At 45.5% G+C, this 13,654-nt stretch carries 9 protein-coding genes, 3 tRNA genes and 1 pseudogene; 11 read left to right on the top strand and 2 right to left on the bottom strand.

Annotated elements, in window-relative coordinates; all coding sequences use genetic code 11:
• Together G7Y39_RS12470 and lipB are read left to right on the top strand one after the other, a co-directional pair.
• A pseudogene (locus G7Y39_RS12470) lies at positions 1–291 on the top strand (hypothetical protein); the annotation flags it as partial.
• 114 nt (positions 292–405) lie between these two features.
• Positions 406–1,071, top strand: coding sequence for a lipoyl(octanoyl) transferase LipB (lipB, locus tag G7Y39_RS12465; RefSeq protein WP_165157775.1), 666 nt, complete (start codon positions 406–408; stop codon positions 1,069–1,071).
• An 8-nt stretch (positions 1,072–1,079) separates the two neighbouring features.
• On the opposite strand, the gene G7Y39_RS12460 is transcribed toward lipB, so the two are convergent.
• Entirely contained in the window at positions 1,080–5,495 is a 4,416-nt protein-coding gene (locus G7Y39_RS12460) for a translocation/assembly module TamB domain-containing protein (protein ID WP_165157774.1), read from the bottom strand.
• A 139-nt stretch (positions 5,496–5,634) separates the two neighbouring features.
• Between G7Y39_RS12460 and tsaD the strand changes: the two genes are divergently transcribed.
• Positions 5,635–6,654: a tRNA (adenosine(37)-N6)-threonylcarbamoyltransferase complex transferase subunit TsaD gene (gene tsaD, locus G7Y39_RS12455; RefSeq protein ID WP_165157773.1), complete on the top strand. Its 1,020-nt coding sequence runs from the start codon at positions 5,635–5,637 to the stop codon at positions 6,652–6,654.
• 210 nt (positions 6,655–6,864) lie between these two features.
• Here tsaD and G7Y39_RS12450 read toward each other — a convergent pair whose 3' ends face one another.
• Positions 6,865–7,413, bottom strand: a complete 549-nt coding sequence (locus tag G7Y39_RS12450) for a 30S ribosomal protein S16 (RefSeq protein ID WP_165157772.1) — start codon at positions 7,411–7,413, stop codon at positions 6,865–6,867.
• 243 nt (positions 7,414–7,656) lie between these two features.
• Here G7Y39_RS12450 and abc-f point away from each other — a divergent pair, with 243 nt between their 5' ends.
• The 8 genes from abc-f to G7Y39_RS12410 all read left to right on the top strand — a co-directional run bounded on the left by abc-f (position 7,657) and on the right by G7Y39_RS12410 (position 13,407).
• Positions 7,657–9,294 (top strand): ribosomal protection-like ABC-F family protein, encoded by a 1,638-nt coding sequence (gene abc-f / locus G7Y39_RS12445; protein ID WP_165157771.1) that lies wholly within the window; start codon positions 7,657–7,659, stop codon positions 9,292–9,294.
• Positions 9,295–9,366: 72 nt separating this feature from the next.
• Positions 9,367–9,978: a trimeric intracellular cation channel family protein gene (locus tag G7Y39_RS12440; protein WP_165157770.1), complete on the top strand. Its 612-nt coding sequence runs from the start codon at positions 9,367–9,369 to the stop codon at positions 9,976–9,978.
• A gap of 22 nt (positions 9,979–10,000) precedes the next feature.
• Complete coding sequence (locus tag G7Y39_RS12435; protein ID WP_165157769.1) at positions 10,001–11,065, top strand: asparaginase; 1,065 nt, start codon at positions 10,001–10,003, stop codon at positions 11,063–11,065.
• A gap of 49 nt (positions 11,066–11,114) precedes the next feature.
• Positions 11,115–11,918 (top strand): MBL fold metallo-hydrolase, encoded by an 804-nt coding sequence (locus tag G7Y39_RS12430; protein ID WP_165157768.1) that lies wholly within the window; start codon positions 11,115–11,117, stop codon positions 11,916–11,918.
• A 113-nt stretch (positions 11,919–12,031) separates the two neighbouring features.
• Positions 12,032–12,104: transfer RNA gene (locus G7Y39_RS12425), tRNA-Lys, on the top strand.
• Between the two features lie 19 nt (positions 12,105–12,123).
• Positions 12,124–12,196: transfer RNA gene (locus tag G7Y39_RS12420), tRNA-Lys, on the top strand.
• A gap of 15 nt (positions 12,197–12,211) precedes the next feature.
• Positions 12,212–12,296 (top strand) — tRNA-Ser (locus G7Y39_RS12415).
• Between the two features lie 115 nt (positions 12,297–12,411).
• Complete coding sequence (locus G7Y39_RS12410) at positions 12,412–13,407, top strand: nitroreductase (protein WP_165157767.1); 996 nt, start codon at positions 12,412–12,414, stop codon at positions 13,405–13,407.
• The last annotated feature ends 247 nt before the right edge of the window (positions 13,408–13,654 follow it).

Here is a 13,654-nt window from a genome sequence, read left to right as displayed (position 1 = left end):
ATCATGCAAAAAGATCTATTGATCCAACAGAAAGAAGAGGCAATCCAACAGAAAGAAGAGGCAATCCAACAGAAAGAAGAGGCAATCCAACAGAAGGATCAAGCGATTCAAGAACAGGAACAGGCTCTTCTGCAGAAGGATCAAGCGATTCAAGAGCAGGAACAGGCTCTTCTGCAGAAGGATCAACTTATTCGAGGTATGATTCGAATGTTGGAACAAGATGGATTGAATGAGCGACAGATCGCGCAAAAGTTGGCTTTGTCTGTTGAACAAATCCAAAAATTGAAATAAGAAGGAAATAATCCCTACTTTTGCGAAGAACGGAATATGATAGCACCGTCACCTTATATACTGAAACAACAAGCGAAAATAATTCCCCTAACAGGGAAACTGCTGAAAGTAGAAATGGAGAGTTTCCGTTATCACGACTTGGGACGAATCGCTTATGCCGATGCGTTAGAATATCAGACAGCTGCTTTCGATGTCTTATTGAAAGCGAAGGCTGCAGGAGAGAAAGAGGATAATCAATTGTTCTTTTGTGAGCATTTACCTGTCTTGACGATCGGTAAAAGTGGCAAGGACTCAAATTTGCTTATTCCCGAGGAGACTTTACGGGAACGAGGGATCTCGTTTTACCATATAAACAGGGGGGGGGATATAACGTATCACGGGCCGGGGCAGATTACCGGTTACCCGGTATTTGATCTGGAATATTGGAATCTGGGATTGAAACAATACATCCATATGCTGGAAGAGACGATTATCTGTTTCTTGTCGCTTTATGGCTTGAAGGGGGAACGTTTGGAAGGAGCGACGGGTGTATGGCTAGATCCTGAGGTGCCGGGGCGTGCCCGTAAGATCTGTGCGATTGGCGTGAAAAGTAGCCGGTTCGTTACGATGCATGGCTTCGCTTTGAATATAAATACGGATCTAAGTTTCTTCTCACTGATCAATCCGTGTGGCTTTACGGATAAAGGCGTTACTTCCTTGGCTATGGAGTTGGGAACGCCCCAGGACTTTGAGTTGGCAAAAAGTCAATTGAGATCGATCTTCATGGAAACCTTCGCTTGATATGGCAGTCATTCATTCTTTGTAGAGTCTTGGGGGGATAGGGGTAAAAGAGGTCTTTTTCTCCTTCTGAAAATCTCGGAGAAATTTGTAAAATCTTTCCGGTACATGATTCCTACGCCTTGTATGGTTAACGCCTGCTTCAGGCCGAAATACATATCTCTGGCGTGGTTATAAGCCTTTAGCCGGATCTCGCCGGAGGGAGTCAGCTTATATTCTAGGTCGAACTCTCCGATAAAGGTGTTATTTTTTCCTGTGTTGACCGTATTTCTCATGCCGAAATTACCATTGATCAATAAGCGGTTGTTTAACAGTTGGCTGGATAATATCATCTCGTATTCTGTGTCTTCCTTGAAACCGTCTTGCCCCGCTCGTATGTTCGTGCCTATTTGTACTTTATCCGTGAAACTACCTAACAGATTGGATAGTTGCGCTGAGATAGCGGACGAAGCCACGGCGTTTAATTCGCTAGACCTATAATTCGTTTGGGCATACTCAGGTGTGTAGAATTTATTTAACACCAGCAAATAAACAATTTGCCGGGTCATCATATCCTCTGTGTCTATAAACGCTTTGACTTGACGCTCTAGCTCCTCGTTAGAGTTCGGAAATTCCAAGTCGAAGGAAATAGACGGGCTGCGCAACGCGCCTTCAAGGTTTAAGACGCAATTGACGGGTATGTTTGTCCGTGAACTTTCTTGCAAGAGACTTTGATCCAAGTCTCCGATATTTGCGGTCAGATTGTAGATCGCATTGATATTCATATGGGCATTAAAGGGATCGCCGCGGAAATTAATCGTGCTACCATCCCGGATCTTAAAGTCTTTATGGATGATTTGCTGTAAACTGAAATTATAGTTCCCTTGTACGATATTCACGTCGCCATACATACGAAGATCACTTCTTGTTCCGTATTGTATCTGTAAACTTCCGCTAGCGTTTCCTTTGATACGGTCTCCTGCTATCGGGTCCATGATTAGCTCTATATCGGCATCGGGCGTAATATCAAGGAGGAAGTTCATTCGTAGCTCGGCTCCCTCGTCTGTCCCGTGTACGATATTCAATGGATGCGTGGCAGTAGAATCTACGTTAGCGGACAACTTACTTTTATCGATGAACGTGATAAAGCCATAGTCTGTAGCCGAGTTGTTATTCATGAAGTCCAGATAAATAGTGGTCTTAGGTTCGCTTTTCATGTTAATGTCAAAGTCTATCAACTTACCGTTTCCCTTGATTTGTGCCGTTCCGCTGGCGAATACCGTTCCATAGATCAGCGGATTCTTTTTCCGGTTGGCGTTATACATCAACATGTTATTGCCCTGAACGTTTACGAGGAAGCTATAATCCCGGAAATGCAAATGGTTGAACTTAAGGCTGACTTTTCCTGAGTTGCCGAATTGATCCTTGACCGTGATATTCCGTAAATTGACAGACGTAGAGTCCAGGTGGACAGAATCGGAAAAGGTATAATAAGTATCCAAGAAATCAACGCCGACTCCTCCATCCATGACATAGGCATCTCCCTCGACATTCAGCTCCTTAAAGGGCCCGTGCAAATGTATACTTCCGAATCCCCGGCCTTGCAAGTTCTTTACGACCGTATCGACAAAAGGTTGCAAGAAGGCCAGATTGATATCATTGGCATCGAAGTACAAGGATAGTCCCGCGTTGGGCCCAACCGGGAATACATAACCATTTACATCCGTCCAAGTGCTATCGTTCTTGTAAATACTTCCCAGCATAAGGATGCCTTTCTGCGCATCGTCCCATTCGCTGAAAAGATTGAGGCGGCCTAGCGCGACTTGATTGAATGAGAAGTCCTTTACTTCCAGATCCGTATTTAGCATGCGGCTATTGAATAAGTCGTTCACGTAGAACCTACCGGTCGCCTCACCCCCGAATTGTAAGACCGGGATATTCAATACGTCGAAGACATAACTCAGCTCTATTTGATTTAAGTCCACCGATAAAGAATCTGCCGGATCTTTTGAGATCGTCCCTTCCATCGATAAATACTGGGTATCGTGATCTACCCGGAAATGCTCGATTCCGATCTTACCCTCGCGGATTGTTATATTCGCCGGATGGATGGTCCAGAGTGTGTCTTTAATAATGAGGGGGCTTTTATTCAACGTGATTTCCGTACGTAACTTGGCTGGTCCTTTCTCGCTTTCCTCCTCCACGAAAAGGGTAGAGGCGGAGATGTCGGCTTTAAATAACTGTTCTTTATTATTTGCCCAGCCAATCATGGTATTCATCCAATTGTCTTTAGCGTCTGCCTTGAGATCAAGGTAATTACGCAGTCCCTTGTCATTGTAATTAGTCGCTTTTAATTGGAGGTTTACTTTATCGTTCGGATTATCGCAAACCAAGTAACCGGATTCGAACATGGATTTCCCAAGATTGAATTTTGGAAGCCACGCCTCGATACGGAACTTATTATAGATATTATTATAATGTCCCGTGATCCGTCCGGGTTGTACCATCGTGAACGGTAGTTTCAATGTTGCAGAAAGTGCCTCCGTATTCTCGATCGTTAATAGGAGAGCGAAGTTATTCTCCTTCACGATTTGTTTTTTCCGGGTCGTGTTGATCAAGGCGGGCACATATCCCTTGAACGTATTCATAAGGCTGGGGACTAGCGTGTTGAATGAATAAGACCCTGTGACCTCCCCGTTCAGGATATCGGAGGCTATGGTTAATTGCCGGTCGAGACTATGCCCCGAGGCAACCACCTCGAATTTCTTAAGGAAGAAGCTGCTGGGAGCGGTCTCGAAAGAAAGGCTGTCCAACGTGATGTTACCTTCCAGATTATCGATATTATCTCCGGTAAAATCCGCGTTTAAAGCCAAGGATATATTCGGTGCCTCATATTTGTCCGTCAGGTTCAATCGGTCCGGCCGGAAATGATCAAGGCGGGCGGTGAAATTAAACAAGGAATTTTGTGCCTGGTGCTGAAAGATTCCTTGGGCGTATAATTCGCCATTAGGATCGTTTACATGGATAGTCCCATCGAAACTGTTTTTCTTGAAATTACCGGAAAGATTTATATCCTTGTATTTATAAGCTTTATAATCGAACTCCTTGACTTGTGCTTGAATATTTCCGGAGAAATTTCCGCCAATGGGCCTGCGGGTATCGATATTGATGTCGAAGCGGGCTTCCCCAAAAGGATTATTCTCGCCGAATAGCTCATGGATCCGCAAGTTGCTGGAGGCGATACGTCCTTGTAAGTAAGCGGCTATATTTTTATCCTTGTTGCTCCCGAATATCAAGTCTGTCTGTATGGAGCCGATGGAAGATGATAGTTTTCCGAAAGCGACTAGGTTATCGAAAAATCCTGATATCTCGCCCGTGAAATTGATCGTCCCCAATTTGACAACCGGGGGCGGTAGAGTCTTTGGACGCTCATTGAAGTTATTGGCCAAACTGGAGATGCCGTCTGTCGTAATATACATCTTATTCACCTTCCCTAAAAGATACGCTTCCTCGGGATGGGTGATGTTCTTTAATTCCATTTGGCCGACAAACAACATCTTATCGCTATATTTCAAGGTGAGGCGCTTCAAATTGAAATTATTGATATAGCCGTTTGCCTCGGCCGATAACTCGATCGTGTCGGTGAAGTTTCTGAACGCCGGAACGAAAGGGGATAAGTCCCTTAGGCTGATTTGTGAAGGCGTTATATTCATGTCGATCGGAGCGTCGTTCAAGAGAGCGGGAAGGCTATCGATCTCGCTTAAATGGATCCGGGCACGGCCGATCTTCAAGTCTGTCTGCGGCAAGCGTACCTCGAAGTCCTGTACGAAAGCGCTATCCCGGTTCCCGACCACGTTCAGCGATAACTTATTCAAGGAGAAACCGGATGCTTCGTCGAAACTCATCTTCTTGATATGGGCGTTCACGCTGTCATTATTAAAAGCCTTGAGGGACAGCTTGGCGCTCAGGTTCTTGATATCGATATGCTTTGCGTTGAACTTTCCCGGAGTCTCTTTCTCGCTGTCCACATTATAGCTGAAATTACCTCTTCGGATCCAGATGGAGTTGAAACGGAGATCAATATTCTTCTCTTTCTTTATCGAATCCTTGCTGGTGAAAGCGTCGATGACGAATTGCAGATTTAAAGGGCTTTTAGGCGTATGTTTTCTTAGGTTGAAGGAGAAACCGAACAAACGTACCGTCGTGAATACGAACTTGCCTTCCAGCAACGGCATGATCTCGAATCCCGCCGCCACATGATTCGCCTCGAACATGACTTTTCCGTCTTGGTCTTCCAGATAAAGCCCTTCCAGTACTAGGCGATTGAACCATTCGATATCTACATTACCAATCTTTATGGGCACACCAAGGTAGCTGGATAACTGGTTCGTGGCTACTTCTGATACTTTGTTTTGAATATAAGGAATTTTCAGTAAGATGCCCGGCAACGCATAGAATATCCAGAATAATGTAAGCAGGGTAATGATTATGTATTTAAGTCCTCTGATATCTTTTCTATTTATTTCCCGCAAATCTACAACAATATCGCGATAGATTTTGTTAATTCGCGGAAAAAAGAATGAAGATATGAGTATAACGATATTAGGGATCGAGTCTTCTTGCGATGACACTTCTTCTTCGGTGATCTGCGACGGCGTGATGCTGTCCAACGTAATAGCCAGTCAAGCCGTTCATGAGGCCTATGGCGGGGTTGTCCCCGAGTTGGCTTCCCGTGCCCATCAACAGAATATCGTTCCGGTAGTAGCCGAGGCCATCAAGCGTGCCGGCATCGATAAGTCTGAGTTGAGTGCCGTGGCGTTTACCCGTGGGCCGGGTTTGATGGGATCCTTATTAGTCGGAACCTCGTTCGCCAAGGGCTTGTCCGCTTCCTTGGATATCCCGATGATCGAGGTCAATCACTTACAGGCTCACGTGTTGGCTCATTTTATCAAGGAAACTCCGGACGATGATCATGCTCCCTCGTTTCCCTTCCTTTGCTTGTTAGTTTCGGGCGGTAATTCGCAAATCATTAAGGTGAACGCTTATAATGATATGGAGGTGATCGGCCAGACGATCGACGACGCCGCGGGAGAGGCTTTCGATAAATGCGCCAAGGTGATGGGATTGGGTTATCCCGGTGGCCCTGTCGTGAATCGTTTGGCGAACGAGGGCAATCCGAATGCTTTTACGTTTAGCAAGCCGCATATCCCCGGATATGATTATAGCTTCAGTGGCCTGAAGACTTCCTTCTTATATACCTTGCGTGATCATTTGAAAGACGATCCGGATTTTATCAAGAAGAATAAGCAAGATCTATGCGCTTCCTTGCAAGCTACGGTAATCGATATCTTGATGAGTAAATTGCGCAAGGCGGCGAAGGATTTGAATATAAAAGAAGTCGCCGTAGCCGGAGGGGTATCGGCCAATTCCGGTTTGCGTGAGGCATTCTTGGAGCACGCCAAACGTTGTGGCTGGAAAGTGCATATCCCAAAGTTCTCGTTCACTACGGATAATGCCGCTATGGTTGCTATCACGGGATATTATAAGTATATGGATAAGGAGTTCTGTCCGATGGATGCCGCTCCTTTTTCTAGGGTTGTCTTATAGGATAGTTTTAACTTTTGTATCCAAAAAGGGACGCCGATAGTTATGCTTGTCCTTTCGCCAAAAGGATGAAGGAGATGTTATCCACTCTTTGAAAACAAATTAAACCGCCGTATGCCGAACGGCACGTACGGTGGTGCGAGAGGAAAGGAAACAAAATAGGCAGGAAAACTTATTTTGTTTCCCTACCTACTCGATTTGGCATCGCACGAATTATTCAGCGTTTTCAGTTGCCGGAACTTCTTCAGCGGGAGTCGCTGCGGCCGCTTCCTCAGCCTGCTTAGCAGCTTCAGCTGCTGCCAATTCTGCTTTCTTTTTAGCAACGATTTCTGCTTTTGCCTTATTTGCTTCTTTCTCAGCCTCAAGACGTGCTTTAGCAGCTGCTCTAGCAGCTTCGCTGTCTTTTTCTTTGATAGCTTGTGCGGAAGCTTGTTTGTTCTTCAACCAAGCTTTGAATTTCTCCTCAGCTACGGCTTCGTCGAACGCACCCTTCTTAACACCTTCCAATAAATGCTTTTTCAAGCAAACGCCTTCGCGTGAAAGGATGTTACGAGTTGTGTCTGTAGGTTGAGCACCCACTTGTAACCAATACAAAGCTCTTTCGAAGTTCAAATCTACTGTAGCAGGATTAGTGTTCGGATTATAAGAACCTATCCTTTCAATAAATTTTCCATCACGTGGAGCCCTGCTGTCTGCGATCACGATTTGGTAGAAGGCGTAACCTTTACGACCGTGTCTTTGCAATCTAATTTTTGTTGCCATGTTTGAATAATTAATTTAAGCTGTTTGTATTAGCGGGCGCAAAGATAGGACTTTTCGTTTATAAAACAAGCGCTTCATTGGAAAATATGTGGGTGCTTCTGTTTTTTAAGGTAGTTTAAGGGATTAGTCCCTTGTGAGATTGGTTGCCCCGGAAAGATCGTATGAAATCTCTTGTACATCCCTAATGAAAGGGATTTTTCTTATCTTCGCAGTTTCATTATATTGATGTATCAAGATAAACATATGATTTTAGTTGACGGACTAACAGTTGAGTTTGGTGGAAGCGCCCTTTTCTCTGATGTTTCTTTCGTTATTAATGAGAAAGATCGTATCGCCTTGATGGGTAAGAATGGTGCCGGTAAATCTACCCTGTTGAAGATATTGGCTGGCGTGCGGGAGCCAAGCCGTGGAAAAGTGTCCGCTCCTAAAGATACCGTGATCGCTTATTTACCGCAGCATTTGATGACGGAGGATGGTCGTACCGTCTTCGAGGAGACGGCGCAGGCTTTTGCCCATCTACACGAGATGGAGGCGGAGATCGCCGAATTGAATAATCAATTGGAGACTCGTACGGACTATGAGTCGGATGGTTATATGGAACTGATCGAGCGAGTCTCTACCTTGAGCGAGAAATTCTATTCCATAGAGGAGATCAATTACGACGCCGATATAGAGAAAACCTTGTTGGGACTGGGTTTCAAACGGGAGGATTTCGACCGGCAAACCAGTGAATTCAGCGGTGGTTGGCGTATGCGTATCGAGTTGGCGAAACTGCTATTGAAGAAACCGGAGGTTCTTTTGCTGGACGAGCCGACGAATCACTTGGATATAGAGTCTATCCAGTGGTTGGAGGATTTCTTGGTCGATAACGGTCAGGCAGTAGTGGTGATCAGCCACGACCGTGCGTTCGTGGATCATATCACGACTCGTACGATCGAGGTAACGATGGGTCGGATTTATGATTATAAGGTAAGTTATAGCCAATACTTGCAATTGCGGAAGGAACGTCGTGAGCAACAACAGAAGGCTTATGACGAGCAACAAAAGATGATCGCCGAGACGAAAGAGTTCATCGAGCGTTTCAAAGGCACGTACTCCAAGACCTTACAGGTGCAGAGCCGTGTGAAGATGCTGGAGAAACTGGAGATCTTGGAGGTGGATGAGGAAGATACCTCGGCTTTGCGCTTGAAGTTCCCGCCTTCGCCCCGCTCAGGCTCTTATCCGGTGACGATCGAGAATGTCTCGAAAGCGTATGGCGATCATACGGTTTTCCGGAACGCAAATCTGATGATCGAGCGGGGAGATAAGATCGCTTTTGTCGGGAAGAATGGCGAGGGTAAGTCTACCTTGGTGAAGTGTATCATGAAAGAGATCGAGCACGAGGGAACGTTGACGCTGGGACATAACGTGATGATCGGTTATTTCGCCCAGAACCAAGCTTCCCTGCTGAATGAGAACCTTACGGTTTTCCAGACGATCGATGATGTGGCGCAGGGCGACATCCGTAATAAAATCAAGGATCTGCTGGGTGCGTTCATGTTTGGCGGCGAGAACTCGGCAAAGAAGGTGAAAGTGCTTTCCGGTGGCGAGCGTACGCGTCTGGCTATGATTAAGCTATTATTGGAGCCTGTGAACTTGCTGATTCTGGATGAGCCCACGAACCATCTGGATATGAAAACGAAGGATATCTTGAAGCAAGCGTTGCTTGATTTTGACGGGACATTGATCGTCGTCTCCCACGACCGTGATTTCTTGGATGGTCTAGTCTCTAAGGTCTATGAGTTCGGGAACCAAAAAGTGACGGAGCATTTGGAAGGTATCTATGAGTTTATGCAGCGCAAGAAGATGGAAAATCTGCGTGAGCTTGAGCGGAAGAATTAAATTATTGTTAGGTATTCCTTCTATAAATGCTGTTATTTGCGAACTATTCCGTATTTTCGCGGAAAAAACAAAATGATAGATTTTATTACCTTCTGTGACTATGCAGGGACTTTCGCTTTTGCCATAAGTGGCATAAGGTTGGCTTCTGCGAAACAATTTGATTGGTTTGGCGCCTATGTGGTGGGTGTCGTGACCGCTGTGGGAGGAGGTACAATTCGTGATATTCTATTGAATGCGGTACCCTTTTGGATGGAACAAGCCTCTTATTTGATTGTCTCGGCCTTGGCTTTGTTGTTCGTTATCGCCTTCCGAAAATACGTGATCCGTTTGAATAATACGTTTTTTATTTTCGATGCTATCGGATTAGGATTGTTTGTGGTGGTAGGCATCGCCAAGACCTTGGATTTCGGGTTCCCTATGTGGGTGGCGATCGTGATGGGAACCACAACCGGCTCGTTTGGCGGTATGATGAGGGATATATTGATTAATGAGGAACCTTTGATATTTCGGAAAGATATTTATGCGTTGGCTTGTGTCTTTGGCGGTTTGATATATTATGCATGTATGCAAACTTCCATGTCGGTGGCGATGATACAGTTCGTATCAGCGCTGAGCGTGTTCCTCGCGCGTATAATCGCCGTAAAATATCATATAAGCGTTCCGGTGTTGAAAGGAGAAGAATAATTTATTAAATTTGTATAATTATATGGACATGCATACTCAACAAGACGAGGCTTCCATCCTGTTGATATATACGGGTGGGACGATAGGTATGATCGAGAATCCGGAGACAGGAGTGTTAGAGTCGTTTAATTTCCAGCATTTGAAGGACAATATGCCGGAGTTGAAGAAGCTGGGGTATTCGGTGGCCACGATACAGTTCGATCCTCCGATGGACTCCTCGGAGATGGGGCCGGACTCGTGGATGAAGATCGTGAAAATCATCGCCGATAATTATCAGAAATACGACGGCTTCGTGGTACTGCATGGTACGGATACAATGTCGTATACGGCATCGGCATTGAGTTTTATGCTCGAGAACCTGAGTAAGCCGGTGATCCTTACGGGATCGCAATTACCGATCGGGATGTTACGTACAGATGGAAAGGAGAACTTGATTACGGCGATCGAGATAGCGGCCGCCAAGGAGAACGGATTGCCGTTGATCCCTGAGGTCTGTATCTTTTTTGAGAATGATTTATTGAGGGGAAACCGTACGAGTAAGATAAACGCAGATAATTTTAATGCGTTCCGTTCGTATAATTACCCGGCTTTGGCTCATGCGGGTATCTATATCAAATATGATCTTCCGCAGGTATATCATCCGGTATCGCGTAAGCCGCTAAAGCCGCATTATTTGTTAGACCGAAATATCGCTATACTAAAACTATTTCCCGGAATTTCTCCGCAAGTAGTGGAAAGTATCCTGAATATCCCGGGTCTGAAAGGCGTGGTGATGGAAACATTCGGAAGCGGAAACGCTCCGTGCGAGGAATGGTTCTTGAATATGTTGAAGGAGGCTGTAGACCGTGGTATCGTTATCGTGAATGTTACCCAGTGTAGGGCCGGAAGTGTGGAGATGCACCGTTATGAGACGGGGCACAAATTGTTGGAGACTGGCGTGACGAGCGGCTTTGATAGTACGACGGAGAGTGCCGTGACGAAGCTGATGTTCCTTTTCGGCCATGGATTGACACCGGACGAGGTGAAGGAGCATATGAACTGCTCGTTGATCGGGGAGGTATCGATTCCTGAGACGTTCCGTCCCTAGCGTGTACTATGTAAAAACAGAAAAAAACAGTGTTGCGGAATAGGAGAGTATGAAACTATCATTTCTGAGTTTAGCGAGTGGAAGCAGTGGGAACTGTTATTATCTGGGGACTTTGGAATTCGGTATACTGATTGACGCAGGTATCGGAATCCGGACCATAAAGAAAGTACTGAAGGATCGGTCGATCGATTTCACCAAGATCGTGGCCGTGTTGATTACTCACGATCATGCGGATCATATCAAGACGGTCGGGTATTTGGGCGAGAAGCTTTGCATTCCTGTCTATGCGACAGCCGACGTGCACAGGGGGATTGATAAGAGCCGGTATGTGGAGGAAACCCTATGTGTCTCCCGCAAGGTTATAGAAAAAGAAGTTCCTTTCCTGATCCGTGATTTCCGTATCACAGCTTTCGAGGTGCCCCACGATAGCACCGATAACGTAGGTTACCATATCGAGTATGGTAATCATAAGTTCACTTTCGCTACTGATGTGGGGCATATCACAGACACGGTGGGGAAATATATCAGCATGGCGAACCATCTAATATTGGAAGCGAACTATGACGAGGAGATGCTCCGTTTTGGTACGTATCCTGCTTTCTTGAAAGAGCGGGTGGCCAGTCCTACTGGGCATCTGAGTAATAGAGAGGCTGCGGAGTTCTTGGCAACCCATTATAATACCGGCTTGAGGAATATCTGGCTTTGCCATCTCAGCCGGGATAACAATCATCCCGAACTGGCCTACAAGACAGTGGATATACGTCTTTTCCAAGAGGGTATAAGGGTGGGGAAAGATGTTTCATTGGTAGCGTTGAAGCGAACTACGCCCTCGGATATTTACGAGTTTGATTAAAGTTGTGAAAAAAGCAGTCGAAAAGTTTGCGGAGAAAAATAAAACCTCTATCTTTGCACCCGCAATCGAGAAACAAACGGTGGTTTGAAAAAGTAACGATGGCGAAATGGAATGACTTGGTAGCTCAGTTGGTAGAGCAAATGACTCTTAATCATTGGGTCGAGGGTTCGAGCCCCTCCCAGGTCACACAAACAAGCGGCATGTTGACTTGGTAGCTCAGTTGGTAGAGCAAATGACTCTTAATCATTGGGTCGAGGGTTCGAGCCCCTCCCAGGTCACGTAATTAACTTGTTGGAAAGATGGCAGAGTGGTCGATTGCGGCGGTCTTGAAAACCGTTGAACTGAGAGGTTCCCGGGGTTCGAATCCCTGTCTTTCCGCGGGGAGTCCTGTAAGGCGAAAGCCTTACGGGATTTTTTTATTTTTGAGGCATTTGTCCGGATACGATCGGAAAGAGGTAACGGGCATCGCTAGAATGAGAAAGCGTATGACAATATGGAAACAGGATCATTGCGGATAAGTGATATACGGACGGATTTTATCTATATGATGGAACAAGCCATGAAAGCCCCATCGGGGCATAATACCCAACCTTGGTTGTTTCGTGTGCAAAAGGATAGGATACAAATTCTTCCGGACATGAGTAAGTCCCTTCCGGTTGTAGATCCGGATAATCGTGAATTATTTATTAGCTTAGGATGCGCCACCGAGAATCTTTGCATTGCGGCTGAAGCAAAAGGATATGCTCCGCTACCGGTTTTTTCAGGATCAGGGGAGATCACCATATTCTTGTCGGAGGCATCAATGATTAAGGAGACGAGTGGACTTATCGAGAAAATTTCGGCCAGACAGACGAATCGAGGCCTATACTCCGGGGAAATGATTCCATCGGATCAACTGAGCTATTTGAGAGATACGCCTTTGGAGGAAAATATCGGTCTGCATTTGTGGTCGAAAGGAGAGTGGGAGTTCGATATGCTCTCTTCTTACATATTTGCCGGGAATGACCGGCAAATGAGAGATCGCTTGTTTAAGCGAGAGCTGAAATCATGGATGCGTTTTAATAAGAATCATGTACGAGCTACATCGGACGGTCTGAGTTATGCAGTGTTCGGGGCACCGAATCTTCCCCGCCTTATTTCGGAGACAATCATGGGAAGTGTCTTGAAAGCCGGCATACAGAATAAGGAAGACAAGAAAAAGTTAAACTCTTCTTCTCATTTAGCCTTGTTCGTCTTACGGACAAATGCACTACCGGAATGGTTCTTGTTAGGTCGGAGTTTGCAACGTTTTCTTTTGAGAGCTACGGAAAAGAATATCGCTTTTGCCTTTTTGAACCAGCCTTGTGAGGTGCGTGATCTTTCCGGTTTGCTGGCGAAAGACCTGTTTCTTACCAACGAGATACCTGCCTTGATCCTTCGTCTGGGATACGCCAAGCGGAAGATGCCGTACTCTCCCCGGAAGTCTTGGCGTGATAGGATGGTTCCGTAATGGTTAAGTCAGATAGCGAGTACTTGCGTAATTTTTTCGTTATAATTTGAAACAAAATAACAAGAATTTACGAAGATTGCAGCGTTTTCGCAAACATTGCATCTTCTTTTATAGATAACGGTAAGCGTCCAAGCACAGCCTGAGTAAAACCGACTACATTCGCGGCTGTAACATTAATCTTGATAAATTATGTATTACAGCAACGAAGATTTTGAAAACTTTTACATTCGCTACAAGGCGGAGGGTC

Origin of the sequence: Parabacteroides sp. ZJ-118, assembly GCF_011038785.1 — a bacterium.
GTDB lineage: Bacteria > Bacteroidota > Bacteroidia > Bacteroidales > Tannerellaceae > Parabacteroides.
This window is presented reverse-complemented; position numbering and strand designations above follow the sequence as displayed.